Raw genomic sequence first — 25,280 nt, 5'->3', positions numbered from 1 at the left:
TCTGCGAAACATTTCCCTATAAGCCGCTTCTAGCCTTGACACACCCGCAGTCTGCGCCCGGCCGGTTCCCAGAACCGAATGCCGGCTCTTGCCGCAGGCCATTGAGATGGAAGCATAGATGCCGAAGCGCCAGGATATCAAATCGATCCTCATCATTGGTGCCGGCCCGATCGTGATCGGTCAGGCCTGCGAATTCGATTATTCCGGCACACAGGCCTGCAAGGCGCTCAGGGAGGAAGGCTACAGGGTCATCCTGGTCAATTCCAACCCCGCCACGATCATGACCGACCCCGATCTCGCCGACGTCACCTATGTCGAGCCGATCACCCCTGAAGTGGTCGCCAAGATCATCGCCAAGGAACGCCCCGACGCGCTGCTGCCGACCATGGGCGGCCAGACCGCGCTCAACACCGCGCTCTCGCTCCGCCGCATGGGCGTGCTCGACCGCTACAATGTCGAGATGATCGGCGCCAAGCCCGATGCGATCGACATGGCCGAAGACCGCGCGCTGTTCCGCGAAGCGATGAAGCGCATCGGCCTCGAAACCCCGAAATCCATGCTGGCCAACGCCACCGATATCAAGGATCTGGACCGCAAGACCCATGAGGCCGAACGCGCCAAGCTGAAATCGGAATTGTTCGGTGCCGAACTAGATGTCGCCCTCGACGCGCTGGAAAACCGCTGGAACCTCGGCGAGAGCGACCGCAAGCAGCGCTATATGAGCCATGCCCAGGCGATTGCCGCCCAGGCAATGGATTTCGTCGGCCTGCCGGCCATCATCCGTCCGTCCTTCACGCTCGGCGGCACCGGCGGCGGCATTGCCTATAACCGCTCGGAATTCTTCGAGATCGTCGGCTCGGGCCTCGATGCCTCCCCGACGACAGAGGTACTGATCGAAGAATCGGTGCTGGGCTGGAAGGAATATGAGATGGAAGTGGTCCGCGACAAGGCGGACAATTGCATCATCATCTGCTCGATCGAGAACATCGATCCGATGGGCGTCCATACGGGCGATTCCATCACCGTCGCGCCGGCGCTGACGCTGACCGACAAGGAATACCAGATCATGCGCAACGCCTCGATCGCGGTGCTTCGCGAGATCGGCGTCGAGACCGGCGGCTCGAACGTGCAGTTCGCCGTCAATCCGGCCGATGGCCGTCTGGTCGTCATCGAAATGAACCCGCGCGTCTCGCGCTCCTCGGCACTCGCCTCCAAGGCCACCGGCTTCCCGATCGCCAAGATCGCGGCGAAGCTCGCGATCGGCTACACGCTCGACGAACTCGACAACGACATTACCGGCGGCGCGACGCCTGCCTCGTTCGAGCCTTCGATCGACTATGTCGTGACCAAGATCCCGCGCTTCGCCTTCGAGAAATTCCCCGGCGCCTCGCCGATGCTGACCACCGCCATGAAGTCGGTCGGCGAAGTCATGGCCATCGGCCGTACCTTCCAGGAAAGCCTGCAGAAGGCGCTGCGTGGCCTGGAAACCGGCCTCACCGGCCTCGACGAAATCGAAATCCCCGGCCTCGGCGACAGCGACGACCACAATGCGATCCGCGCCGCGATCGGCACGCCGACACCGGACCGGTTGCGGCAGGTCGCACAGGCGCTCCGCATGGGCATGGGCGAAGACGAAGTCCACGGCGCCTGCAAGATTGACCCGTGGTTCATCTCCCAGATCAAGTCGATCGTCGATATGGAAGCCCGCATCCGTGAGCACGGCCTGCCCGACGACGCCGAGAACCTGCGCATGCTGAAAGCCATGGGCTTCTCCGACGCGCGCCTCGCGACACTGACCAACAAGCGGCCAAAGGAAGTGGCGGAGATCCGCAACCGTCTCAACGTCCGCCCGGTCTACAAGCGCATCGACACTTGCGCCGCCGAGTTCGCCTCACCCACCGCTTATATGTATTCGACCTACGAGACGCCCTTCGTCGGCGCCGCGCGTTCGGAAGCCCAGGTCTCCGATCGCAAGAAGGTTGTCATCCTCGGCGGCGGCCCGAACCGCATCGGCCAGGGCATCGAGTTCGACTATTGCTGCTGCCACGCCGCCTTCGCGCTGAAGGATGCGGGCTTCGAAGCGATCATGGTCAACTGCAACCCGGAAACCGTCTCCACCGACTACGACACCTCCGACCGCCTCTATTTCGAGCCGCTGACGGCCGAAGACGTCATCGAGATCCTCAAGATCGAGCAGGAACGCGGCGAGCTTCTCGGCGTCATCGTCCAGTTCGGAGGCCAGACGCCGCTCAAGCTCGCCGATGCGCTGGAACGCGCCGGCATCCCGATTCTCGGCACCGCGCCCGATATGATCGACCTCGCCGAAGACCGCGACCGCTTCCAGAAGCTTTTGATGAAGCTCGACCTCACGCAGCCGCTGAACGGCATCGCCTATTCGGTCGAACAGTCGCGTTTGGTCGCCACCGAGATCGGGTTCCCGCTCGTCGTGCGTCCGTCCTACGTGCTCGGCGGCCGCGCCATGCAGATCATCCATTCGGAAGGCCAGCTCCAGACCTACCTGCTCGACACGGTGCCGGAATTGGTGCCCGAGGATATCAAGGCCCGCTACCCCAACGACAAGACCGGCCAGATCAACACCCTGCTCGGCAAGAACCCGCTGCTGTTCGACAGCTATCTGACCAACGCGATCGAAGTCGACGTCGACTGCCTCTCCGATGGCAAGGACGTCTATATCTGCGGCATCATGGAGCATATCGAGGAAGCAGGCATCCATTCGGGCGACAGCGCCTGCTCGCTGCCGCCCCGCACGCTCGCTACCAACATTCTCGACGAACTCGAACATCAGACCAAGATGCTGGCCAAGGCGCTCAATGTCGGCGGCTTCATGAATGTCCAGTATGCCATCAAGGATGGCGTGATCTACATCCTCGAAGTCAATCCGCGTGCCTCCCGCACGGTGCCCTTCGTTGCCAAGACCATCGGCGCGCCGATCGCCAAGATCGCCGCCCGCGTGATGGCTGGCGAAACGCTCAACACCGCCTTCCATGCCTATGTGCCGGAGCGGCCCGACCCGCGCGCGCTGAAGCACATCGCGGTCAAGGAAGCCGTGTTCCCCTTCGCAAAATTCCCGGGCGTCGATACGCTGCTTGGGCCGGAAATGCGCTCGACCGGCGAAGTCATCGGCCTCGATACCGATTTCGCTTTGGCCTTCGCCAAGGCCCAGCTCGGCGCCGGCGTCGAGCTGCCGCGTTCCGGAACGGTCTTCGTTTCGGTCCGCGATGACGACAAGCAACGTGTGCTGCCGGCGATCCGCCTGCTCGACGAGATCGGCTTCAAGGTCCTCGCGACGGCAGGCACGCAGCGCTTCCTGATCGAGAACGGCATCCAGTCCGCCAAGATCAACAAGGTGCTGGAAGGCCGTCCGCATATCGAGGACGCGATCCGCAACCGCCAGGTCCAGCTCGTCATCAACACCACCGACGGCAACAAGGCGATCTCGGATTCGAAATCGCTCCGCCGCGCAGCGCTGATGCAACGGGTGCCTTACTACACCACGATGGCCGGGGCGCTTTCCGCCGCCGAGGCGATCAAGGCACTCAAGGCCGGCAGCCTGGACATCAAGCCGCTGCAGGCTTATTTCGCATAAGCAATGACCTGATAGCTTCGCATGATGCTGTCATTTTTTGACAGCATCATGCAGTAAGGTTCTTCCATCAAACGAACAGGAGGACGCCATGCTGAAGACCTACCGCGGAAGCTGCCATTGCGGCCGAGTGAAATACGAAGTCGATGTCGATCTCGCCTCCGGCACTGGCCGCTGCAACTGCACCTTCTGCTCCAAGTCCCGCTCGTGGGTCGCCAATGTCAAGCCGGAGGCCTTCCGCCTGCTCTGCGAAGAATCCGACACGACCGACTACCAGTTCGGCACGATGAGCGGTCATCACCGCTTCTGCAAGACCTGCGGCCTGCACGCCTATGGCGACGGCTATGTCGAACAGATCGGCGGCGCCTTCGTCTCCGTCAATGTTGCCTGCCTCGACGATGTCGCACCGGAGGAACTCGCGAGCCTTCCTATCCACTATGCCGACGGGTTGAACTACAACTGGCAGAACTCTCCCAAGATCACATCCTATCTCTAGGGGTTCTTGGCCCTGGATGGCTTGAGGAATGGCGATTTGATGTCGATGCGCGAGGGTGGCACGGAATCCCGGATTCCCATCCGCCCCGCACCGACCGTCTTGTCGCCTTCCCATTCATGGGCGGAGCCGCGCCGTTTCGATCACGGACCGTCAATTCAGCTCGCGTAATTCATCCTCAGGCAGGGTGGCGTCCTTGGGCATGACGATATGCGACACGCCGGGAATATAGGGCCGTCCTCGTATCATGCGCTGCCACGGCTTGAAGCCCTCGCCCGTCACGTCGTATTCCGGCCGGTCGAATGCGGTCGCAATGTCGAGCCGCTTCAGGATGGTCCAATCGATCTGGTCCGTCTGGTAAGGACGCTGTTCCAATTCGCTCTTTTTTGCCAGTAGGGCGGGGTTATCCTTCAGCCATAGGATCACTGGCACGGTAAATCCGGATTCCAGAAAGAGCTGGTGGCCCCAGACATCCGTTAACTGGCCAACTTCCTGCCCGTGGTCGGAGAGAAAAAGCATTTCGCTGTTTTTCACCTTGTCAGCCTTGAGCCTTGATATCACCGAGGACAGGATGAAGTCGGTATAGCGGATGGTGTCGTCGTAATGGTTGCGAGCAACCGCAAGCCCGCTCCATTTGGCGGCCATTTCGTGCGCGACCTCGTCGTCGGCATTGTCATAGACCGCGAAATTCTCCGGATAGCGCAATTGGTAATGCTGATGCGAGCCGATCGTGTGCAGCACGATGAATTTGCGTTCGGCAGGGTCTGCCAAGGCCTTGTCGAGTTCCGGCAGCAGTTTCTCGTCAAGGCTGGTATCGCTGCGCTGGCCGAGACCATTATTGACGATTGTGAACTGATCCGCCTGTTGGGCGAAAACGGTATTGATCAGAAAACCATTCTGGTTGGTGAGCCAGAAGGTCTTATAGCCCGCGGCCTTGGCAAGGCCCAGGACATCTGGCTCCGCGCGCCAACTGTTATCGTTTTCATGGTCGGCAATGGTGAAGATGCGGGTGACTTCGCGGTTGGTACTGCCCCAGGAAGAGACAGCATCGCGGAAAACCAGCGTTTCGCCGGCCAGCGCGTCGAGTTTCGGCGTCGTTTTGCGCTTGTAGCCGTAAAGCGACCAATCGGAGCGATTGGAGCTTTCCCCAATGACCAACACGAAGGTTTTCGGATCCTTGGCGGCAATGTGCGGGCTCCAGGCGGGAAGACGCTTCTCGGCATCCTTGCGCGAGGCGACCAGCAGAACGCGATAGTTCTGCTCGTTCTGATACTTCTGGTAAAACTTGATCCAGCGCCACGCGGGGTCGGCGCGCGCGACGACCGGATTGCCGTGATAGGCGAGCGGCAGCACGATCAGGATCAGACCCGCCAGCATTACGAAAGCCCGATGCCAGCGAACGGGGCCGAAGCTCCTCGCGGATATCCGGACCAAAGCTGTCAGCAGCCAGGCCAAAAGTGGCGTGAGCAGCAGAATGACGACGATCAGCATCCAGGAGTCGTCGAAATATTCCCTGACATCGAGCAGGCTTGTATTGGAGAGCGCCTCGATAACCACCGGCGACTCGAGGCTCAGGCTGTAGCGCGCCATGACGAAACCGGCGGAAAAGAAATCGGCGACCCAGAGCATCGCCCAAAGAAAATAGAGCCCATATCCGATGAAGGCCCAGCGCGGAAAGAGGATCGCAAATCCCCAAGCCGGCATCGCCATAACAGGAATGGCAAGGCCAGCGACGGCGGCGATGCGCGTCGGGGCGCCGCAAAGGTAGAGAATGCCGGTAGCAAGCCCGTAAAGGCTCAGGAAAATTGCCGCGTCGCGCAGCAATTTCGAGGTCGAGATTTGCATGGGTACTTCCGAGGGGTCTTGCGACATCGCGCTCTTGTTTTCCGCTGTTAACAGCAAACATCAGGAGCAACAAGACAATTTTGTGACACTCTAATGGAGGAAGCGGCTTCGCTCAGATGCCGACCTCTCCCTCTCGAAGCCGGTCAACAATCCAGGAATGCTGGCGCTTTAGTTATCAGGATTCCGTCAACAGGCCACGCTCGGCTTCGGCCTTCATCGCGGCGAGGCCGCGTTCGAAATCGCCGCCCACCATTTTGTCCATGCTCATGAACATGCCCATGATCTTGAACATGAGATTGTTGGTGCCGGTCATTTCCCACAACACCTGCGATGCACCGCCGACGGGCGTGATGGTAAATACCGTACGGTTCTCCGCTTTGAATGGCTTGAGGAATGACAGTTTGATATCCACGCGCGAGGGTGGCACGGAATCCAGGATTTCCATCCGCCCCGCGCCGACCTTCTTGTCGCCCTCCCATTCATAGACCGAGCCGCGTCCAGCCTCCGCGCCGGAAAGCGTCCGCTTGAGATGGGGATCGAGCTTTTCCCAGGGCGACCATTTCGGCCATTGCCGGAAATCGTTGATCAGCGCGAAGACCGTGTCGGCGGGAGCCTTGATCTCGGCCGTGCGCTTGACCGAGAACTCGTTGGGCCGCGTCGATGCGAATGTCAGCACCACGACGGCGACGGCCAGCAGGATTACGACGATATAGAGGAGGACTGTGAGCATATCTTTTCCCCATCGCTGCCAAGGCTATCAATTTACGAACAATGCGCCGGCAAGCAAGCAAATCCTTGGCAAAACAGCCGTTGTTCCAGTCGAAGGAGAGTCTTAAGGCGTATGCGGTAGGGTAAGCGAATGCGCATCGGGAACTTCAGGGCATGCAGCAATCGATTGCCATCAAACGACCCGTGACGATTCTTTCGCGTCTTCGACGCTTCGCTGGGTTGAGCGCCGCGACGATCCTAGTCGTGATTGGTGCAGCGCTCGCCTGGTATTCGCTCGCGGCTTTCCTTCGCGAGACGGTCGAGCCGGGACGTCATGGGCATCCGGGCACCTACATCGAGGCAGCCGGGCTCGACATCCATTACAAGAGCTGGGGGCCGCCCACCGGCACGCCGATCCTGCTCATCCACGGCACGCTCGCGTGGTCCGACACTTGGTACGAGATCGCCGACAGGCTGGCCAAGCGCGGCTTTTACGTCATCGCGCCTGACCTGCCGCCATTCGGTTTTTCCGAGCGGCCTGGGGATGGTGACTATTCGCGCAAGGCGCAGGCCGGTCTTATCCTTGGCTTTGCCGATTCACTCGGCCTCAGGACCTTCGTTCTTGCGGGCCATTCCTTCGGCGCCGGCGCAACGCTTGAGGCTGCATTTGCCGCCCCGGACCGGATCGAACGCCTGCTGCTGCTCGATGCAGCGTTAGGACTCGACAATCCAGCCGGCTCAAGCATGATCGCCAGCCTGTTCGGTGCGCCCGTCCTGGGCCGCGCGCTAACGGCCTCGCCCTTCACCAATCCGCTGATGACCAGCAAGGGTCTGCGCGACTTCATCTATGACGACCGGATCGTCGATGCCAAGCGCATCGCGCTCTACCAGCAGCCCTTCGTGTTGACGAACACCAGTAGCGAAACCGCCAAATGGCTGGCCGGAGCGCTCTACGCCGACGAAAGCCGGTCGCTGGCTGCCGATCCAGCCAATTACGCAAAGTTCGATCGGCCTGTCGTGCTGGTCTGGGGCCGGCAAGACAGCGTCACCCCGCTTGCCCAGGGCGAGCACATCCGGTCGCTCTTGCCGCGCGCAACGCTTGTCGTGCTCGATCATGTGAACCACATTCCGCATGTCGAGAAACCGGAAGAAGTCGCCGATATAATCGCCGAGTTCGCAGGGTCTCTCGGCGGACAGGAAACGCCCCTACCCCAGGCGCTGCTGCGCCGGACACATTGATCCACGGGCGGCACGCAGCAAAAAATGCTCGCATTTTCCACCCGGACTCTGCTATATAAACAAAACACGAATTTTATTGACGGTTCAGAAGTTCGCGCTTCTGGGGCCGTTTTCTTTTTGTGCCCGGTTGGATGGGGCACGAATGCCAAGGAAGAATGAAATGGTCGAAAAGGTACCGATGACACAGAGCGGCTTTGTGAAGCTGAACGAGGAACTGAGGTGGCGCCAACAGGAAGAGCGTCCGCGGATCATCGAGGCGATTTCCGAAGCCCGTGCGCATGGCGACCTCTCTGAAAATGCTGAATATCACGCCGCCAAGGAAGCCCAGAGCCACAATGAGGGCCGCGTCGGCGAGCTTGAGGACTATATCGCTCGCGCAGAGGTGATCGATCTCTCCAAGATGTCTGGCTCCAAGATCAAGTTCGGCGCCAAGGTCAAGCTGATCGACGAGGATACCGAAGAGGAAAAGACCTATCAGATCGTCGGCGACCAGGAAGCCGATGTGAAGGAAGGCCGCATTTCGATTTCCTCGCCGATCGCACGCGCGCTGATCGGCAAGGAAGCCGGCGATTCCGTCGAGGTGAATGCACCCGGCGGCTCCAAGGCCTATGAAATCGTGGCGGTCAACTGGGGCTGATCGCCCTTGTCTGGAATTGACGACATCGAGGTCATCGCGCCGCATTTCAAGCAACGCTTGTCCGGCGTGACCTCGACGATCATCCAGCTCATTCCCCGGCAGATCGAGGCGGGCGTCAAGATCGCAGCGCTCGGTCCCGGCCTGCCCCATGATCTTCCCAGGATGCAGTATCGCCAGCTTGCCGGGCTGTGGAAGCTGTTGGCAAACGGCCGCCCGCGCATCTGGCATGCGCGCCGCAATGTCGAAATGCTGGCGGGCATCGCGCTGCGCGACGTGCTGGGCATGAAGCTGAAGCTGATCTTCACCTCCGCCTCGCAGCGGCACCATACGCGCTATACGAAATGGCTGATCTCAAGGATGGATCACGTCATCGCCACCAGCGCGCGCGGAGGCTCCTATCTCGATGTGCCACACACCGTAGTGATGCATGGCATCGATACGGAGAGGTTTCATCCAGCGCCCGAAGGCCAGGCGGACGCCGGATTGGTGATCGGCTGCGCGGGCCGCGTGCGGCATCAGAAGGGCACCGACCTGTTCATCGATGCGCTGATCGCGCTATTGCCAAAGTATCCCGAATGGCGCGGCGTATCCGTGGGCCGGGTGACACCGGAACATCAAGGATTCGCCGACGACCTGAAAGAGCGGATCGAGGCAGCCGGTCTTTCGAACAGGCTCGTGCTGGCCGACGAGAACCACGACATGCCGGCCTGGTACCAGCAACTTGCCCTCTACGTCGCGCCGTCGCGCACCGAAGGCTTTGGCCTCACGCCGCTCGAGGCAATGGCATCCGGCGTGCCGGCGATTGCAGGCGACGTCGGCGCCTATCCGGAATTGATCGTGAACGGCGTGACCGGTGCGGTCGTCCCCACCGGCGATCTCGATGCCTACAAGGCCGCAATCGAACCCTATCTTGCCGATCCCAGCCTGGCCCGCGCGCACGGCGCCAATGCGCTTGCCCATGTGCATGAGAAATTCGCGATCGCCAACGAGGTCCAGGCACTCTCGAACGTCTATGAAACAGTCTGGTCCAACGGCCGGTAGTCGAAGCCGATCGATCTGAGCGCCGATACCTGGGAATGGTTGGAAAGCCGCACGCCCCTCCTTGCGGCCACATCCCGCGCCAGTGCGATATGGGCAAGGATGCGTGCTTCCGCTCCGGCTATCCCGGAATAGGCAACATCGCCCTCCTTCTCGTAGAAACGCGGCGCATTGGCATTGGCGATGTCGACGCCGAGAAACCCGATCTCGCGGGCGCCCGCCGCGAGCGCGAATTGCAGCGCGGAGATGGCCACCGAGCCACCCTGGAAAACACCCCGGTCTGGATCGGCTGAGAATCCTGCCTCGCCTTCGAGTACCACGAAATCGAAACCCGCAAGCGCCGCCTTGTCGCGGCGAGGCAGGCCATAGGGTTTGCGGATATCGTCGATCAGGATGATCGGCCTGTCGCGAAGAAATGTTGGGTCCAGTTCGCAGGTCGCGCGGATCACGCCGGGCGACAGAAGCAATGGCACCTCCCGTCGAGTCATCCTTTCTCGCATTAGGCCGAAATGACGCCAGACGAAGCGCTCGTCCTCGATCGCCACCGCCAGCGGCTCACGAATTTCCGAGCCGATCAGGCTGATGGCGCCGTTCAATAGCAATGCGCTGCGATCCGGCAACGAGGACAGGTCCGCACCCTTTACCGAAGGACCGGAGCCGATGATGACGATCCTCTCACCTGCACGCTCCGACAGGCTGCGAATGTCGCGCAAGGGAAAGTCGATCCCACCACGAAACTTCACTTTTCCAGGATGGCCTTCGCTCCGTCCCTTGATCACGAGCGACGGCAGCCAGGAATGATAATGCGCCCGCCGGTTCCCGAGCAGGACGCGTGCAAGAAGCTTTATCGCCTGGCGGCGAAGTGGCCGGTCGGATGCCAAAATATACTATCCCTGCCTTCAGGTTGTCCAGGGCGCTCGTGACAGCAAGCGGCCTTATGTTCCAGGCAAATCCCACATCACTTTGCCTAGGGATGGCCCTATTTCGCAGGCTCCGGCATCGTGAGGCCGGGCAGGCCTCCGGGGTCAGCACCGAGCGACGGCAGGTCGATCTTGATATCGATCGTGCTCGGATCAACCGTCGGCCCGCTGTCGAGCCAGTAGGTGACCGATTCCGGCCAGAAGATCACGATGGCCACGAGAATGATCTGCAGCCCCACCCACGGCAGCGCCCCGAGATAGATATCCGAACTCTTCACCGAAGGTGGCGCGATGCCACGCAGGTAAAACAGCGCGAACCCGAACGGCGGGTGCATGAAGCTGGTCTGCATGTTGACGCAGATCAGCACGCCGAACCAGACGAGATCGATCCCCAGCGAATGGGCCACCGGCGCCAGCATCGGAACGATGATGAAGGCGATCTCGAAGAAATCGAGAAAGAACGCCAGGATGAAGATGAAGATGTTGACGAAGATCAGGAAGCCGATCGCGCCGCCCGGCAGACCCGACAGCATGTGTTCGATCCAGCGGCCACCGCTCATGCCCTGGAACACCAGGCTGAAGACGGTGGCACCGATCAGGATGAACACCACCATGGCAGTGATCCGCATCGTGGATTCCATGCCCTGGCGGATCAGCGGCAGTGTGAACCTGCCGTTGATGGCGGCGAGGATCATCGCGCCCACCACGCCAAGCGCACCGGCTTCTGTCGGCGTGGCGATGCCCATGAAGATCGTGCCCAGCACCAGGAAGATCAGCACGATCGACGGGATCATGCCCAACAGCACCCTGAAGATCAGCTTGGCATCGAGGTCACCGCGCGCCTCTTTAGGCAGCGGCGGCATCATCTTGGGGCGGAAAATGGCAATGACGGTGATGTAGAGGATGAAGATGCCGATCTGCAGCAGCGACGGGCCGATCGCGCCGGCATACATGTCGCCGACCGAACGGCCGAGCTGGTCGGCGAGAACGACCAGCACCAGCGACGGCGGGATCAACTGCGTGATCGTGCCCGAGGCTGCAATCACACCGGTCGCTAGCTTCATGTCGTAGCCGTAGCGCTGCATGATCGGCAGCGAAATCATGCCCATAGTGATGACCGAGGCCGCAACGGTGCCGGTGATGGCACCGAGAATAGCGCCCACGAGGATCACCGCGAAGGCCAGGCCGCCGGGGATGCCGCCGAAGAGCTTTCCTGTGCCCTCCAGCAGGTCCTCCGCCAACCCGCATCGTTCGAGTATGGCGCCCATGAAGGTGAAGAACGGAATGGCGAGCAGCAGTTCATTGGAAATGATGCCGTAAAAGCGGAACGGCAGGTTTTCGAGGAAGGCCTCGGTGAAATGCCCGGTGCTGATGCCGATAATGCCGAAGAACAGGCCAACGGCGGCAAGCGAGAATGCCACCGGAAAGCCGTACAGCATGAAGATGATCATGCCGAGGAACATCAGCGGCGGTATGATACCGAAATCAAACATATGGCGTGTCCCCAGTCCGGCTTACTGCAGCGGTTTTTCGTAGTGCGTGTCGATCTTGACGACGCCGATCAGCGCGGCGACGCGCTTGATCAGTTCCGATATTCCCTGCAGGAACAGGAAGCCAAATCCGACCACGAGAAGCAGTTTCACCGGCCAGCGGATCAGACCGCTGGCATTGGACGACATCTCGTTGCCGACGAAAGAGCTGTAGAAGAATGGCCAGCATGCATAGGTGAAGTAAGCCGCCACCGGCAGCAGGAAGACGATGATGCCCACGATGTCGATCCACAGCCGTGTGCGGTCGCTGACCCAGCCGTAAACCAGGTCGACCCGGACATGCTCGTTCATTTTCAGTGTATAGGATGCGCCGAGCAGGACCATGCCCGCGAACATGTACCACTGGATTTCCAGCCAGCCGTTCGAACTGTAGTCGAACAGGTAGCGCACGATGGCATTGCCGGCGCTGATCAGCGCGCAAAACAGAACCAGGTAATCCGCGATTTGGCCAAGCTTTTTCGATACGGCATCGATGGCGCTGCTCAAGGATAAGAGAGCCTGCATTTCTCCTCCAGTCGGCCCCGCTCAAGGCTGTTGTTTTTCCGCGGGGGTTCCCCGGTCAAATCGTTTAAACGAGAAAGCCGGGCATGGAAAGTGCCGGAGTGTCACGTAACCCGGGGAAAAGGTCGTACTTGACAGGTCACGAATACGTGCTGCACTTGAATATCCATGCGCTCCGATCATAGATAAGCATCACATCGGCGCATGGCTTGCGCGACTGGAATCACAGGGATCTACGAAATGTCTGCTCGTCATACCAAAGTCCTGATCATCGGATCGGGACCGGCCGGATACACGGCGGCGATCTATGCCGCGCGCGCCATGCTCAACCCCGTGCTGATTGCAGGCATGGAACAGGGCGGGCAGTTGATGATCACCACCGATGTGGAGAACTATCCCGGCTACGCCGATCCGATCCAGGGGCCGTGGCTGATGGAGCAGATGCTCGGCCAGGCCAAGCATGTCGGCGCCGAGATCGTCAGCGACCTCGTGACCAATGTCGACCTCTCCAGCCGCCCCTTTCACGTAAAGACCGATTCGGGCCAGGACTGGATCGCCGATGTGATCGTCATCGCGACCGGCGCCAAGGCCAAGTGGCTCGGCATCGAGTCCGAGAAGGCCTATCAGGGCTTCGGCGTTTCCGCCTGCGCGACCTGTGACGGCTTCTTCTATCGCAACAAGGACGTGATCGTGGTCGGCGGCGGTAATTCCGCCGTCGAGGAAGCGCTCTACCTCTCCAATATCGCCAAATCAGTGACAGTCGTGCATCGCCGTGACTCGTTCCGTTCGGAAAAGATCCTGCAGGAGCGTCTCTTCGCCAAGGAGAACATCAAGGTCGAGTGGAACAGCGAGATCGCCGAGATCACCGGCGAACAGCTCTATCCGCCGGTTCCGGCCGCCGTCAACGCCGTCAAGATCCGCAATACCAAGACCGGCGAAGTGACTGCGCGCCCGATCGATGGCATCTTCGTCGCGATCGGCCATGCGCCAGCGACCGAGCTCTTCGCGAACCAGCTCCGCATGAAGCCGAACGGCTATATCTGGACCGCGCCGGATTCGACTGCGACCAATATCGAAGGCGTGTTTGCGGCCGGCGACGTGACCGACGACACGTTCCGCCAGGCGGTCACGGCCGCCGGCATGGGCTGCATGGCGGCGCTCGAAGCCGAGCGCTTCCTGGCCGGCGTTTTGCATGTGGCACAAGCCGCGGAGTAACCGCGGCACAAAAGGGGGAACTGGAACAAGATGGCGCTCGACTGGGACAAACTGCGGATATTCCATGCCGCGGCGGAGGCGGGCTCGTTCACGCATGCCGCCGACAAGCTGCACCTGTCGCAGTCAGCCATCAGCCGCCAGGTTTCGGCACTTGAAGCCGACATCAACACCAAGCTGTTCCACCGCCACGCCCGCGGCCTGATCCTGACCGAGCAGGGCGAGCTTCTCTATCGCACGGCGCACGACGTGCTGATGAAGCTCGAAATGGTCAAGATGCAGTTGACCGAGACGACCGAAAAACCGACCGGCCGCCTGAGGATCACCACGACGGTCGGCCTCGGCCAGGGCTGGCTGACCGACAAGGTGCAGGAGTTCCTGTCGCTCTACCCCGAAATGCAGATCCAGTTGATCCTCGACAACGAGGAGATCGACGTCAACATGCGCCACGCGGACTGTGCCATCCGCCTGCGCGAGCCGCAGCAGTCCGACCTCATCCAGCGCAAGCTGTTCACGGTGCATATGCATGTCTATGCGGCGCCCTCCTATCTCAGCCGCTATGGCGAGCCGCAGACGCTCGAGGACCTCGACAATCATCGGATCATCAGTTTCGGCGAGCCCGCGCCCAACTACCTGCTCGACGTGAACTGGCTGGAGACGGCCGCCCGCCCGGACGATGATCCACGCGTGCCGGTCCTGCAGATCAACAGCCTCACCTCGATCAAGCGCGCCGCCCTGTTGGGCATTGGCATCGCCATGCTGCCGGATTACATCGTCGGCCGCGATCCCGGCCTCGTGCAGCTCGTGACGGGTGCCGATGTGCCATCCTTCGACACCTATTTCTGCTACCCGGCGGAAATGAAGAATGCCGCCAAGCTGAAGGTCTTTCGTGACTTCATAGTAGCCAAGGCGCGCAACTGGAATTTCTGAGTATTTTCCGATCTCCGCAAATGCAGCGAAACATCCGGCATATTTCCGCCGGTTTTTCTGCTTCGACTCATTCATCCGGTCAATGAAACAGTACTATTATTGATGCTTGCCAATTCTGGATTTTGAAGCTTCCCAAAATTCTCAAGTATTATAAGTGCTTAGGTTGAATATTAGGAGTTCATGCACCCACTGCATATCAGTCATGCGTCAGCGTACATTGTGCCCTGCACAAAAAACACCCATATCGCACTCAGTTGATGCACATGGCGGTTTTCCTCCCAGTGCCGCCGCATCAGCTGTTCCCCTCTGGAGGTTTAAATCACCTTCAAAACTATAAGGGCCCGGCACTTGCCGTGGCCCTTTTTTTTGCCTTCAAATCCCCGAACGTTCGCCGTGCGCAGATGATTGAAACTCAGCTGCTTTCATTTTCCATCAAATTTGCATCTTTTATTCTACTTGTCCGGAATAATCGCGGCTGTGTCCACGTATTTCCAATATGAAGGCGGCTTGGGCCGCAATTCACGCGGAATGATCGGAGATCGTCATGGCCTACACCGGTGGTAAGGAAAGAAGGATCAATTCCTATACGACAGGCAACCAGTCCGACCCGGAAGTGACGGGCCTAGACGATGGCGGCTGGCTCGTGAGTTGGTCATCCTATGGGCAGGACGGCTCCGGCAACGGCATCTACCAGCAACGCTACAACGCAAACGGAACCAAGTTCGGCGCGCAGGAGAGCAAGGTTCCCACGACCACAACAGGCGTTCAGGACGCCTCCGATGTCGCGGCTCTCGATGACGGCGGCTGGGTTGTTACCTGGTCGTCCAGGCCGGCGCTGAACCCCGCAAATTTCGAGATTCGCTTCCAGGCCTACAATGCCGATGGCTCCACGCAAGGTGTAGAGACGCAGGCGAATACGACCTCGCTCAACGAACAAACCAGATCCAATGTCATCGGCCTCGACAATGGCGGCTGGGTCGTGACGTGGCAGAGCCAGAATGCCGACGGCGTCTTCGACGTCCATCAACAGGCCTACAATTCGTCGGGCACAAAGGTCGGCGTCGAGGCGCTGGTCAACACCGTAACCTCATCGGACCAGTTCGATCCTGCCATCACCGCGCTGGACAACGGCCGTTGGGTGGTCGCCTGGTCGTCCTACGGCCACAACAGCGATTTCAGCGGCATCTACCAGCAGGTCTACAATGCGAACGGTACGAAGTCCGGCACCGAGGTCCACGTCAACACCTATACGACGGGCAATCAGTACGATCCGGAAGTGACGACGCTCGACAACGGCGACTTTGTCGTGACCTGGGAAAGCCAGGGCCAGGATGGCAATGGCTTCGGCATCTACCAGCAACGCTTTAACGACAACGGCACGAAGGATGGCGGCGAGGTGCGCGTCAACACCATCACGGCCAAGGACCAGACCCATGCGGACGTGACGGCACTCTCGACCGGCGGCTATGTCGTCACCTGGGAAACCGTCGGGAAGGCCAATGCGGCCGGCGACATTCACGCCCGGGTCTTCAATGCCGCCGGCCACAAGGTCGGCAAGGAACTGCTGGTCAACACGCATACCAACAGCGAGCAGCTCGACCCGTCGGTCGCGGCGCTGGACAACGGCAGGTTCGTCATCACTTGGCAATCCTATGGCAAGGACGGAGACGGCGGCGCCATCTGCCAGCGCGTCTTCACCGACAAGGGCCTGAATATGGCCGACCAGAAGTTCACCCTCGACTTCCGCCCTGTCATCGAGGGCAATGGCAAGGACAACTCGCTGATTGGCAAGGACATCGGCGAGAAGTTCTACGGCAAGGGCGGTGACGACACGATCAACGCCAAGGGCGGCAACGATTTGCTCGACGGCGGCAAAGGCCGTGACCTGCTCATCGGCGGCGATGGCAAGGACGTCTTCGTGTTCAAGACCGGCTACGGCAACGATACGATCCGCGGCTTCTTCGACGGCGACCGCGTCGATCTATCCAAGCTCGGTAGCATCGCGGATTTCGATGATCTCACCGAGAACCACATGACCCAGGTCGGTGCGGATGTGCTGATCGACGGTCTGAACGGCGATCATATCTGGATCCGCCACGCACTCGGCGGCCAGCTGACCCAGGAAGATTTCATCTTCGCTTGACGGATGCGGCGGAGGTCTAGCCTCCGCCCATCTCAACTTATTTGCAATTGTTGCAAAAGCGCTGGATGCGTCGGCAGGACTCTTCCAGCAGTTCCTCCGAAGTCGCATAGGAAATGCGGAAATTCGGGCCAAGTCCGAACGCCGATCCATGCACCACGGCCACGCCCTCCGTCTCCAAAAGTTCGGAGACGAAATCCTCGTCGGTCTCGATGACCTTGCCCGACGGCGCCGTCTTGCCGATCAGTTCAGCGCAGGACGGATAGACATAGAAGGCGCCTTCCGGCGTCGGGCACTTGATGCCCTTGGCCTGGTTGAGCATCGAGACGACGAGATCGCGCCGGCCCTGGAACACCGCCTTGTTCTTGACGATGAAATCCTGCGGCCCTTCCAGCGCTTCGAGCGCCGCCCACTGGGCGATGGAATTGGTGCCCGAGGTCTGCTGACCCTGGATCATGTCCATCGCCTTGATCAGCTGTAACGGACCCGCGGCATAGCCGATGCGCCATCCGGTCATCGCATAGGCTTTCGACACGCCATTCATCGTCAGCGTACGCTCATAGAGGCCCGGCTCGACCTCGGCGGGCGTCGCGAACTTGAAGTCGTCGAAGGTCAGGTGCTCGTACATGTCGTCGGTCAGCACCCAGACATGCGGATGCTTCATCAGGACATCGGTCAGCGCCTTCAACTCGTCGCGTGAATAGGCGGCGCCCGAGGGATTGGACGGCGAGTTGAACATGAACCACTTGGTCTTCGGCGTGATCGCCTTGTCGAGATCGGCAGGCTGAAGCTTGAACTTGTTGTCGATCGTCGTCGGCACGAAGACCGGCGTTCCGCCGCAAAGCGCCACCATTTCAGGGTAGGACACCCAGTAGGGCGCCGGAATGACGACTTCGTCACCGGGATTGAGCGTCGCCATGAAGGCGTTGAACAGGATCTGCTTGCCGCCGGTGCCGACGATCACCTGGTTTGCCGTATAATCGAGATTGTTCTCACGCTTGTATTTCTTGGCGATCGCCTCGCGCAGTTCGACAATGCCGGCAACAGCCGTGTACTTGGTCTCGCCGCGGTTCATCGCGTCGATCGCCGCCTTCTTGATATTGTCGGGCGTATCGAAATCCGGCTCGCCCGCACCGAGGCTGATGACATCCCTGCCCTTGGCTTTCAGTTCGCGCGCCTTCTGCGAAACAGCAATGGTTGCAGAGGGCTTCACGCGGGAAAGGGCATCGGCAAGAAAGGCCATCTAAAGGTTTCCTTGGTAAGGGTGGGTGGGCGGTGGTTTTATAAGAGATGGCGTTGATGCGATCAAGGAAGGAATGCCCTTCAACGCCCTCGCTTTCATGAAGAATCTTGATGCCTGCTTAAGCCAACGGTAATGATTCACCCCCTATGATTGTGCCTTGGGCAGGGTTTGTCTGCGGAAGGACACATGAGCAGCATCTTTTCCAATCTCCGGCGTGACGAAGACGATGCGTGGGTCGCCGATTACGGCGTATACACCCTGCATTCCGCGCTCCAGCCGATTTTCAGCCAGGACCACGAGGGCGTGCTGACGCTCCAGGCGTTCGAGGGCCTTATCCGCCCGATGCGCAATGGCGAATTCGTTCGTCCCGGCGAGTTCTTCGCGAGTGTGGCGAGAGAAGACAGTGCGATGATCGACAGCCTCTGCCGCTCGCTGCATATTTTCAACACCGGCGCACTCAACCGCCGCCGTGCCAAGCTCTTTCTCAATTTCAATCCTGGCGTCTTCGTCACCAATGCCGATATCCGGCGCGAGGTCGAACTCATCAAGCTCGCGACGCTCGAATCCGGCATGAGCCCCGACCGCGTGGTCTGCGAGATCACCCAGAAGGAAAACGATTCCGAGGACATGCTGTCCCGCTTCGTACAGGAACTGCGCCACCACGGCTTCCGCATTGCCATCGACGAATACGGCGCCGAAGAGCGCGACATCGCCCGCCTCAACCTCCTGAAGCCCGATTATGTGAAGTTCGAGGCTGACTGGGTGAAGGAGTTCCTCGAGAATTCCGCCGGTTCCGCGCTGTTGCGCGTGATGGTCAACCAGTTCCGCGAACAGGGCATCCTCGCCATCTTCGAGGGCCTCGAGGACATCCGCCAGGTCGATATCTGCAACAATCTCGATGTTCCGCTTTTGCAGGGCTACGCCCTGGCGCGGCCGGAACTCGCCCCCACGCATTTCAACGCCGACTTCCCCGAGACCGGCGAACTGCCGCGCGAGGATGTGAGGCCCAGGGTCGACCTCGAACCTTACGACCCATCGGTCCACATGCCGAAACCTGCCCCCATCGCCTACACCGCGGCTCCGAAGCGCACAGCCACATTCGGCAAGCGCATGCGCTGATCTTCGGATTTAGAAACGGCACGACGCGATAACGGATTGTTGATCCGGATATCGCCGATGGTGAGGCCGTTCCGTCGCTCGCGCGAATCCCTGACATGTTCTGGCCGCAGTTCGCCGGGAACCTGCGTTGGTTCAACGTAGGAGGAAGACAATGTCGTCCACTCTATTGAAACTAGCGCTCCCGGCTCTTGCCGTGGTCTTGGCTGGCGCGGTGCAAGCCGAAGAATTCACGACGAAGGACGTCAAGATCAAGGTCGATGTCGTGGCCTCCGGTCTGGAGAATCCCTGGGCCGTCGAAGTGCTGCCGGATGGTGCCTATATCGTCACAGAGCGGCCGGGAAGGCTTCGGATCATCCGCGACGGCCAACTCTCCGAACCCATTTCGGGCCTGCCGAAGGTCGCCGTGCGCGGCCAGGGCGGGTTGCTCGATGTCGCACTCAGCCCGGATTTCGCGCAGGACCGGACGATTTTCCTGACCGCCGCGCTCGCCTATGACGGCGGCGCGGGCACCGGCGTGATACGAGCCAAGTTGTCCAAGGACGAACGCGCGCTCACCGACGTGAAGACGATCTTCCGGATGAAGAAGGTCGGCAGAACCGGCCGGCACTTCGGCTCCCGCATCGCCTTCGGCACCGATGGCACGCTCTATTTCGCCATCGGCGACCGCGGCGACATGAAGCGCGGCCAGGATTTCTTCGATCATGCGGCAGCCATCATGCGGATCAATACCGATGGCTCGGTGCCCAAGGACAATCCCTTCGCCGATGGCAGCAAGGCGCTGCCGGAGATCTTTTCCAAGGGCCATCGCAATGCCCAAGGCCTCGTCTTTGATCCCATGACATCGGGCATGATCACCGCCGAGCACGGTGCGCGCGGCGGCGACGAGATCAACCTGCCGAAAGCCGGGTTGAATTACGGCTGGGCGAAGATCACCTATGGCAAGAATTATAACGGCCGCAAAATCGGTGTCGGCGTCTCGGCACCCGGCCTCGAGCAGCCGGCGCACTACTGGGATCCGTCGATCGCGCCGGGGGCGCTGGTGGTCTATAGCGGCAAGATGTTTCCCGAATGGAAGAACGACATCCTCGTCACCTCGCTGAAATTCGGCCTGATCTCCCGCCTCGACCGGGATGCTACGGGCAAGGTGACAAGCGAGGAGCGCTTCATCGACGAAGAGTTCGGCAGGCTGCGCGACATCATCATGGCACCGGACGGGTCGCTGCTGGTGACCACGGATGAGGCTGACGGCCAGTTGCTCAGGATCAGCCGCGCGGGCGACGCCTCATAGCGTCGCCTTACGGCTGCCCACCGACCGGCCATTCCAGGGGAAAACTCTCCGGCCCGTCGCGGCTGCCGTCACATTCTTCCCAGGAGCGTTTTTCCAACAGCACCAGATGGCCCTCCAACGTCAGTTCCCATTTGTGCCATAGGCCGCAGATGCCCATGCCGTTGTCCTTTAGAAAAGCCGTCATGATCCTGGTCGCCGGATCGAAATCGACATTGTATTCGACTTCCGAGACACTTGGCTTGCCCTCCGCGATGTCGGGAAAGGATATCCGTGAGAGCGTGCCGTTGTAATAGCCCCGATAGAGAGCATATCCCTGATTATGAGCCCCGCCCTCACTACAGGGCACCAGCACGAGACGGATTCCCGACATGGAGATATCGAAGCCGTTGTATCGTTTGAGATCATCAGACATGAAAGATTCGGTGCAACTGCCGCCCGGAGCGATGAAATCGTCGCGGATCGAAGCCGGAATGTCGTCGATCGATTCAATGTCCTTTGAATCCGGTCCCTCCGGCACATTCTGCCCCACGGCCAGAAGCGCATCGTTGCGGCCCCGCCGGCCCTGGACATCGTCGATGAAGAACAGCGAACCCCGAAAGCCGGCAAGGTTCATATCCGTGGAAAATTTACCGGTCACGCCCTCATAGGACAGCTGCAATGCCGCACCAGTCTTCAGCGCTTCAAGCAATATCTGCACGGAAGCCCGATCCGTGAGCACGAACTTCCCCCACTCCACATCGAACTTCAGTTGCTGAAGGGTAAGCCGCAGCACCTCCTTGCCATCAACGGCGAGGTGAAAGATGCCGCCCGGGTCGAGATTGCGACTGACGCCCGGTGGCTTGGGCAGCCAGAGGGTGACATCGGAACTGAGGGCGCCCGAACGCCGGAATTCGAAGGCACCGAACTGTTCATAGAAATCCTCATAGCGCAATGAGCAGGTCAATCCGCTGGTACACGACGTGCTCCATTTGTCGATGTCTTTCCCCGTCCATGCCTGCACGCCAGCGGGGACAAGCAGGGCAGACAGAAGGCAAGCGGCGGCAAACGATCTTCGTACTGTCATGTCCTCCTTCTCCAATTCTCCAAGCGTACAATTTGGCGATTGCCAAGGCGCGGCGAACTGCCTATGCCTTTGCCATCATCCTCGTCTTTCCGAGAAGCTCGATACTATGACGCGCATACAGGCCAATCTTATTCTCCTGCTCACCGCTGCGATCTGGGGCGCGGCTTTCGTCAGCCAGAATCTGGCGATGAAGAGCATGGGGCCGCTCTGGTTCGTCGGCATCCGCTTCATGATCGGCTTCCTTGTCGTGCTGCCGTTCGCCCTGCGCGAGGATCGCAGGTCCGCAAAGCCGCTGTCGTTGAAGACCGGCCTGACCTTCGGGCTCTGTGGCATCGCACTGCTCGCAGGCGCTGTAACCCAGCAGATCGGCATGCTCACCACGACAGTGACCAATGCAAGCTTCCTGACCGGCCTCTACGTCATCATCGTACCGGTGCTGAGCGTGCTCATCCTGAGAAAGCTGCCGCATTGGGTGATCTGGCCAGCGGCGGCACTCGCGCTGACGGGTATTTTCTACCTCAGCGGCGGCGAGCTTTCGCGGCTGGTGGTCGGCGATTTCTGGATCATCCTCTGCGCGTTCTGCTTCGGCATGCAGGTGCTGCTCGTGGGGATCTTCGTGTCCGGCAGCGACCGTCCGCTCGGGCTTTCGGCGATCCAGTTCCTGGTCACCGGCGCCGGCGCTCTGGTTGTCGCGGCGTTCGTGGAGCCGATCACCTGGGAGGGGCTGAAAGAGGCCGCCCCGCATATCCTTTATTCGGGTGTCGTCTCGTCCGGCGTCGCATATACATTGCAGGTGGTCGGCCAGCGCTGGACCACGGCACCGCAGGCCGCGATCTTTCTCGCCAGTGAATCCTTGTTCGGCGCGTTCTTCGGGACACTGTTTCTCCACGAACGGATCCCGCCGCTCGGGTACTTCGGTTGCGCCTTGATCTTCATTGCAATGTTACTGGTTGAGTTCGTACCAGAGTTTACGAAAAAACGCAGCGTAGTTCGCTAATCTGAAATAAAGATTACATTTCCGAAGAAACCCTGCCTGCATATAATTGCGGCAGATTGCTTTTGCGCGCCATGACATCACAAAATTGGGCGCCGAAAGAAAGTTTCGCTTGCCAAAACCCCTTAAAACCATCACCTTACCTCTGTTCGGGCAATTGCGAACAACGGGAAGAACCTTGAGAATAGCGCGCCGGAGGCGCAATAAGCTCCGGGTGGCAGACAGACGGGAAACCGCCGGCCTGGCACGATATACAGGACTTTCCTTATCGACATCTGCCTGCTTACGCCCTTCGAGGGCTTTGATGACGATGCCTTCCTGCGTCGGAAGGCGATGATAAGGGAACAGTAAAATGGACACCGGCACCGTTAAGTTCTTCAATGCCGATAAAGGCTTCGGGTTCATCAAACCTGACAAGGGCGGCTCCGACATTTTCGTGCACATTACCGCAGTCCAGGCCTCCGGCCTGACGGGCCTGACCGAAAATCAGAAAGTCACCTACGACACCGAGCCGGATCGCCGCGGCAAGGGTCCGAAGGCCGTGAACCTCAAGGTCACCGGCTGATATCAATTCCTCCTGAAGGAGAAAAACGCCGCCCCGGCTTTTGCCGGCGGGCGGCGTTTTTGCTTTCGAACCCTGGAAATCCGCTGCCACAAAGAGGTCATTTTCCGTTCAGCCGTCATTCATGCTCGCGGCAATAGCGTCCGATCCCAAGAGGCCGAGCGTCTCCCCAAGCAGGGAAGAAGACCATGAACAAATTTTCAAAGACCCTTATCCTGTCGGTCGCGGCACTGGCCACGGTTGCCGGCACCGTCGAATTCGCATCCGCCGGCGATCGTTACTGGCGCAAGCATCATCGCGGCCACTGGCGTGGCAATGCGGTGATTGCCGGTGTCACGGCGGGCGTCGTCGTCGGCGGCCTGATCGCCGCCTCGCGGCCGCGTGTCGTCTACCGGGATGCGCCCGTCGTCGTCGAAGAGGAGCCGATCTATGAGGAGCGCGAGACCGTCTATGTCGATCCGGATGAAGATTACGAACGCCCCGTCTATCGCGAGCGGGCGCCGGTCGATGACGAATATGCGGCCCCGGATGACCGCTATGTCGAGCCGCAGGGCGACGGCTATGAGGACGACCAGCAAGCCGACCGTAGCGATTACTTTCCTGATAAGCCCGCGAAGCGTCAAAGCCAGCGCCGTGACGATAACAGCCGCGACTACGCCGATGCCGGCAACCTGAAACCCTGGACCTCCGAATGGCGCCGCTACTGCGCCGATCGTTACGCGTCGTTCAATTCGTCGAACGGCACCTATCTCGGCTACGACCAGAAGCGGCATTTCTGCAAGGCCGGCTGATCACGCCAAACTGACCGATACGAATGCCGGGGTTCTCGCCCCGGCATTTTCATATGCCAGCGAGGAATGGGTTCGACCGGCGCTCGTCACCGATGCGGCTCCCCGGCCCATGACCACAGATGAAGCCCACATCGTCGCCCAGCGGCAGGACCTTGGTGCGGATCGATTCCAGAAGCTGCTCGTGATTGCCGCCCGGCAGGTCCGTCCGTCCGATCGACCCGTTGAACAGCACGTCGCCGAGATGGGCGAAATTCTGCTCGCGGTTGAAGTAGATCACATGCCCCGGTGCATGGCCCGGCGTGTGGTAGACCTCGAATATATGATCGCCGAACGAGACCGTCTCCCCGTCTTCGAGGAACCTGTCCGGCACCATGTTGCGGATATTCATGTCGGCGCCGAAGCGCGCGGCGCTGGCCTCCATGCTCTGCAGCAGTGGCAGGTCGTCCCTGTGCGGCCCGATCACCTCGATGCCTAAGGCCTCCTTGAGGTCGAGGGCTCCACCTGCGTGATCCAGGTGACCGTGAGTCAGCCAGATCTCCTTGAGTCTGATGTCGTTCTCTTTGATCGTCTGGAGGATGACCTCAACGTCGCCGCCTGGATCGACAATCACGCCCTCCATCGTATCGGGATCGAAGAGCACCGTGCAGTTCTGCTGGAACGGAGTGACGGGAATGATCCCGGCTTGAAGCTTGGCCATGGCGTGTCCTGATGTCTGTCTCAGGCGGATATAGGCCGGGGTCTTCGCTTTGTCATTACCTCACAGGTAATTGAGATCATTCCCTCCAGTCATGATGATGGTCACGTCAACAGAGACAAAGAGGAAAAGACAATGACCAACGCTCAGGAAATCGCCACCAACTACATCGCAACCTGGAACGCGGCCGATGCCGCATCGCGCGACGCTTTGCTGGCCAGCCATTGGGTTGAAGAGCCGACCTATCACGATCCGCTGATGGCGGCGACGAATGCCAATGAATTAATCGGGCTGGTCGGCGCGGTCCAGGATCGCTTCCCGGGCTTCCGCTTCAAGCTCACCAATACGCCCGACGGACATGGCGACTTCATCCGCTTTTCATGGGGGCTCGGCCCGGATGGTGCGGAACCGGTGATCGAAGGCAGCGATGTGATCATGCTGGAAAATGGCCGGATGAAACACGTCGTCGGTTTTCTCGACAAGGTTCCAGCCACAGCCTGACGCACTTGGGCAGCGGCGCGTGCAATGCGCGCCGCGCTATCAATTTTGGTCGAGACTTGCGATTTCCATCGAGTTGATCGGCGATGCGCCAAGGGTCGCGGTCGTTACCAGCAGCGCCGTGACGGCAAAGCTAAAGGCAGCGACCATCATGACGAGCGGGCGAAGCTGGTGGGCGACGGATGCGGTTTCGGTGGCGGCGTTCATTGTC

General features: G+C 60.1%; 23 protein-coding genes. 14 read left to right on the top strand and 9 right to left on the bottom strand.

Translation table 11 applies throughout. From position 1 onward, the window contains the following. Nucleotides 1–118 precede the first annotated feature (118 nt). Nucleotides 119–3,607 carry a carbamoyl-phosphate synthase large subunit gene (gene carB, locus ACSQ26_RS04300; protein WP_436006614.1) on the top strand — a complete coding sequence of 1,163 codons (3,489 nt, stop codon included), beginning with the start codon at nt 119–121 and terminating at the stop codon, nt 3,605–3,607. Between the two features lie 88 nt (nt 3,608–3,695). Then, nucleotides 3,696–4,100: a GFA family protein gene (locus ACSQ26_RS04295; protein WP_436006612.1), complete on the top strand. Its 405-nt coding sequence runs from the start codon at nt 3,696–3,698 to the stop codon at nt 4,098–4,100. A 150-nt stretch (nt 4,101–4,250) separates the two neighbouring features. On the opposite strand, the gene ACSQ26_RS04290 is transcribed toward ACSQ26_RS04295, so the two are convergent. Then, entirely contained in the window at nt 4,251–5,942 is a 1,692-nt protein-coding gene (locus ACSQ26_RS04290) for a phosphoethanolamine transferase (RefSeq protein WP_436006610.1), read from the bottom strand. A 175-nt stretch (nt 5,943–6,117) separates the two neighbouring features. Then, nucleotides 6,118–6,672 carry an SRPBCC family protein gene (locus ACSQ26_RS04285; RefSeq protein ID WP_436006608.1) on the bottom strand — a complete coding sequence of 185 codons (555 nt, stop codon included), beginning with the start codon at nt 6,670–6,672 and terminating at the stop codon, nt 6,118–6,120. A 152-nt stretch (nt 6,673–6,824) separates the two neighbouring features. Between ACSQ26_RS04285 and ACSQ26_RS04280 the strand changes: the two genes are divergently transcribed. The 3 genes from ACSQ26_RS04280 to ACSQ26_RS04270 all read left to right on the top strand — a co-directional run bounded on the left by ACSQ26_RS04280 (nt 6,825) and on the right by ACSQ26_RS04270 (nt 9,567). Then, entirely contained in the window at nt 6,825–7,889 is a 1,065-nt protein-coding gene (locus tag ACSQ26_RS04280) for an alpha/beta fold hydrolase (protein ID WP_436006606.1), read from the top strand. A 160-nt stretch (nt 7,890–8,049) separates the two neighbouring features. Next, a complete protein-coding gene (gene greA, locus ACSQ26_RS04275) occupies nt 8,050–8,526 on the top strand; it encodes a transcription elongation factor GreA (protein ID WP_258157737.1) in 477 nt (158 codons plus the stop codon). Between the two features lie 6 nt (nt 8,527–8,532). Further along, nucleotides 8,533–9,567, top strand: coding sequence for a glycosyltransferase family 4 protein (locus ACSQ26_RS04270; RefSeq protein ID WP_436006604.1), 1,035 nt, complete (start codon nt 8,533–8,535; stop codon nt 9,565–9,567). On the opposite strand, the gene ACSQ26_RS04265 is transcribed toward ACSQ26_RS04270, so the two are convergent. The 3 genes from ACSQ26_RS04265 to ACSQ26_RS04255 all read right to left on the bottom strand — a co-directional run bounded on the left by ACSQ26_RS04265 (nt 9,537) and on the right by ACSQ26_RS04255 (nt 12,538). After that, entirely contained in the window at nt 9,537–10,445 is a 909-nt protein-coding gene (locus ACSQ26_RS04265) for a glycosyl transferase (RefSeq protein ID WP_436006602.1), read from the bottom strand. The genes ACSQ26_RS04270 and ACSQ26_RS04265 overlap by 31 nt on opposite strands. A gap of 98 nt (nt 10,446–10,543) precedes the next feature. Then, nucleotides 10,544–11,977: a TRAP transporter large permease gene (locus tag ACSQ26_RS04260; protein WP_436006600.1), complete on the bottom strand. Its 1,434-nt coding sequence runs from the start codon at nt 11,975–11,977 to the stop codon at nt 10,544–10,546. 21 nt (nt 11,978–11,998) lie between these two features. After that, complete coding sequence (locus ACSQ26_RS04255; RefSeq protein ID WP_436006598.1) at nt 11,999–12,538, bottom strand: TRAP transporter small permease subunit; 540 nt, start codon at nt 12,536–12,538, stop codon at nt 11,999–12,001. A gap of 237 nt (nt 12,539–12,775) precedes the next feature. On the opposite strand from ACSQ26_RS04255, the gene trxB reads away from it, so the two are divergent. From trxB to ACSQ26_RS04240, 3 genes are all read left to right on the top strand, one after another. Next, complete coding sequence (gene trxB, locus ACSQ26_RS04250) at nt 12,776–13,750, top strand: thioredoxin-disulfide reductase (RefSeq protein ID WP_436006596.1); 975 nt, start codon at nt 12,776–12,778, stop codon at nt 13,748–13,750. Nucleotides 13,751–13,780: 30 nt separating this feature from the next. Further along, nucleotides 13,781–14,677 (top strand): LysR family transcriptional regulator VtlR, encoded by an 897-nt coding sequence (locus tag ACSQ26_RS04245; protein WP_258157742.1) that lies wholly within the window; start codon nt 13,781–13,783, stop codon nt 14,675–14,677. A 544-nt stretch (nt 14,678–15,221) separates the two neighbouring features. After that, entirely contained in the window at nt 15,222–16,820 is a 1,599-nt protein-coding gene (locus tag ACSQ26_RS04240) for a calcium-binding protein (protein WP_436006593.1), read from the top strand. Between the two features lie 37 nt (nt 16,821–16,857). Here the strand turns inward: ACSQ26_RS04240 and ACSQ26_RS04235 are convergent, their stop codons facing one another. Then, on the bottom strand, nt 16,858–18,060 hold the full coding sequence (locus ACSQ26_RS04235) for a pyridoxal phosphate-dependent aminotransferase (RefSeq protein ID WP_436006591.1): 1,203 nt from the start codon (nt 18,058–18,060) through the stop codon (nt 16,858–16,860). 186 nt (nt 18,061–18,246) lie between these two features. Between ACSQ26_RS04235 and ACSQ26_RS04230 the strand changes: the two genes are divergently transcribed. Both ACSQ26_RS04230 and ACSQ26_RS04225 read left to right on the top strand, forming a co-directional pair. Beyond that, the gene (locus ACSQ26_RS04230) at nt 18,247–19,179 is read left to right on the top strand and encodes an EAL domain-containing protein (protein ID WP_436006589.1); all 933 of its coding nucleotides are present in this window, start codon (nt 18,247–18,249) and stop codon (nt 19,177–19,179) included. A 151-nt stretch (nt 19,180–19,330) separates the two neighbouring features. After that, complete coding sequence (locus tag ACSQ26_RS04225) at nt 19,331–20,467, top strand: PQQ-dependent sugar dehydrogenase (RefSeq protein ID WP_436006587.1); 1,137 nt, start codon at nt 19,331–19,333, stop codon at nt 20,465–20,467. Nucleotides 20,468–20,474: 7 nt separating this feature from the next. Here the strand turns inward: ACSQ26_RS04225 and ACSQ26_RS04220 are convergent, their stop codons facing one another. After that, complete coding sequence (locus ACSQ26_RS04220; protein ID WP_436006585.1) at nt 20,475–21,530, bottom strand: DUF1176 domain-containing protein; 1,056 nt, start codon at nt 21,528–21,530, stop codon at nt 20,475–20,477. A gap of 106 nt (nt 21,531–21,636) precedes the next feature. On the opposite strand from ACSQ26_RS04220, the gene ACSQ26_RS04215 reads away from it, so the two are divergent. The 3 genes from ACSQ26_RS04215 (at nt 21,637) to ACSQ26_RS04205 (ending at nt 23,877) form a co-directional block, all read left to right on the top strand. Then, on the top strand, nt 21,637–22,527 hold the full coding sequence (locus ACSQ26_RS04215) for a DMT family transporter (protein WP_436006583.1): 891 nt from the start codon (nt 21,637–21,639) through the stop codon (nt 22,525–22,527). 349 nt (nt 22,528–22,876) lie between these two features. After that, the gene (locus tag ACSQ26_RS04210; protein WP_258157750.1) at nt 22,877–23,089 is read left to right on the top strand and encodes a cold-shock protein; all 213 of its coding nucleotides are present in this window, start codon (nt 22,877–22,879) and stop codon (nt 23,087–23,089) included. 185 nt (nt 23,090–23,274) lie between these two features. Beyond that, entirely contained in the window at nt 23,275–23,877 is a 603-nt protein-coding gene (locus ACSQ26_RS04205; RefSeq protein ID WP_436006581.1) for a BA14K family protein, read from the top strand. Between the two features lie 49 nt (nt 23,878–23,926). On the opposite strand, the gene ACSQ26_RS04200 is transcribed toward ACSQ26_RS04205, so the two are convergent. Beyond that, a complete protein-coding gene (locus ACSQ26_RS04200) occupies nt 23,927–24,574 on the bottom strand; it encodes an MBL fold metallo-hydrolase (protein WP_436006579.1) in 648 nt (215 codons plus the stop codon). A 132-nt stretch (nt 24,575–24,706) separates the two neighbouring features. On the opposite strand from ACSQ26_RS04200, the gene ACSQ26_RS04195 reads away from it, so the two are divergent. Further along, on the top strand, nt 24,707–25,072 hold the full coding sequence (locus ACSQ26_RS04195) for a nuclear transport factor 2 family protein (protein WP_436006577.1): 366 nt from the start codon (nt 24,707–24,709) through the stop codon (nt 25,070–25,072). A gap of 39 nt (nt 25,073–25,111) precedes the next feature. On the opposite strand, the gene ACSQ26_RS04190 is transcribed toward ACSQ26_RS04195, so the two are convergent. Then, nucleotides 25,112–25,276, bottom strand: coding sequence for a hypothetical protein (locus ACSQ26_RS04190; protein ID WP_436006575.1), 165 nt, complete (start codon nt 25,274–25,276; stop codon nt 25,112–25,114). Nucleotides 25,277–25,280: the final 4 nt, after the last annotated feature.

Source organism: Rhizobium sp. LjRoot254 (assembly GCF_964254105.1).
In the GTDB taxonomy this organism is placed as follows: Bacteria; Pseudomonadota; Alphaproteobacteria; order Rhizobiales; family Rhizobiaceae; genus Rhizobium_E.
Note: the sequence above shows the minus strand (reverse complement) of the source record. Positions and strands in the feature narration are given on the sequence as shown.

Bases quoted from the DNA above. Each gene is read 5' to 3' on its own strand.
- carB (WP_436006614.1), top strand. From the start codon at position 119: ATGCCGAAGCGCCAGGATATCAAATCGATCCTCATCATTGGTGCCGGC.
- ACSQ26_RS04295 (WP_436006612.1), top strand. From the start codon at position 3,696: ATGCTGAAGACCTACCGCGGAAGCTGCCATTGCGGCCGAGTGAAATAC.
- ACSQ26_RS04290 (WP_436006610.1), bottom strand. From the start codon at position 5,942: ATGCAAATCTCGACCTCGAAATTGCTGCGCGACGCGGCAATTTTCCTG.
- ACSQ26_RS04285 (WP_436006608.1), bottom strand. From the start codon at position 6,672: ATGCTCACAGTCCTCCTCTATATCGTCGTAATCCTGCTGGCCGTCGCC.
- ACSQ26_RS04280 (WP_436006606.1), top strand. From the start codon at position 6,825: ATGCAGCAATCGATTGCCATCAAACGACCCGTGACGATTCTTTCGCGT.
- greA (WP_258157737.1), top strand. From the start codon at position 8,050: ATGGTCGAAAAGGTACCGATGACACAGAGCGGCTTTGTGAAGCTGAAC.
- ACSQ26_RS04260 (WP_436006600.1), bottom strand. From the start codon at position 11,977: ATGTTTGATTTCGGTATCATACCGCCGCTGATGTTCCTCGGCATGATC.
- ACSQ26_RS04255 (WP_436006598.1), bottom strand. From the start codon at position 12,538: ATGCAGGCTCTCTTATCCTTGAGCAGCGCCATCGATGCCGTATCGAAA.
- trxB (WP_436006596.1), top strand. From the start codon at position 12,776: ATGTCTGCTCGTCATACCAAAGTCCTGATCATCGGATCGGGACCGGCC.
- ACSQ26_RS04245 (WP_258157742.1), top strand. From the start codon at position 13,781: ATGGCGCTCGACTGGGACAAACTGCGGATATTCCATGCCGCGGCGGAG.
- ACSQ26_RS04240 (WP_436006593.1), top strand. From the start codon at position 15,222: ATGGCCTACACCGGTGGTAAGGAAAGAAGGATCAATTCCTATACGACA.
- ACSQ26_RS04235 (WP_436006591.1), bottom strand. From the start codon at position 18,060: ATGGCCTTTCTTGCCGATGCCCTTTCCCGCGTGAAGCCCTCTGCAACC.
- ACSQ26_RS04230 (WP_436006589.1), top strand. From the start codon at position 18,247: ATGAGCAGCATCTTTTCCAATCTCCGGCGTGACGAAGACGATGCGTGG.
- ACSQ26_RS04225 (WP_436006587.1), top strand. From the start codon at position 19,331: ATGTCGTCCACTCTATTGAAACTAGCGCTCCCGGCTCTTGCCGTGGTC.
- ACSQ26_RS04220 (WP_436006585.1), bottom strand. From the start codon at position 21,530: ATGACAGTACGAAGATCGTTTGCCGCCGCTTGCCTTCTGTCTGCCCTG.
- ACSQ26_RS04215 (WP_436006583.1), top strand. From the start codon at position 21,637: ATGACGCGCATACAGGCCAATCTTATTCTCCTGCTCACCGCTGCGATC.
- ACSQ26_RS04210 (WP_258157750.1), top strand. From the start codon at position 22,877: ATGGACACCGGCACCGTTAAGTTCTTCAATGCCGATAAAGGCTTCGGG.
- ACSQ26_RS04205 (WP_436006581.1), top strand. From the start codon at position 23,275: ATGAACAAATTTTCAAAGACCCTTATCCTGTCGGTCGCGGCACTGGCC.
- ACSQ26_RS04200 (WP_436006579.1), bottom strand. From the start codon at position 24,574: ATGGCCAAGCTTCAAGCCGGGATCATTCCCGTCACTCCGTTCCAGCAG.
- ACSQ26_RS04195 (WP_436006577.1), top strand. From the start codon at position 24,707: ATGACCAACGCTCAGGAAATCGCCACCAACTACATCGCAACCTGGAAC.
- ACSQ26_RS04190 (WP_436006575.1), bottom strand. From the start codon at position 25,276: ATGAACGCCGCCACCGAAACCGCATCCGTCGCCCACCAGCTTCGCCCG.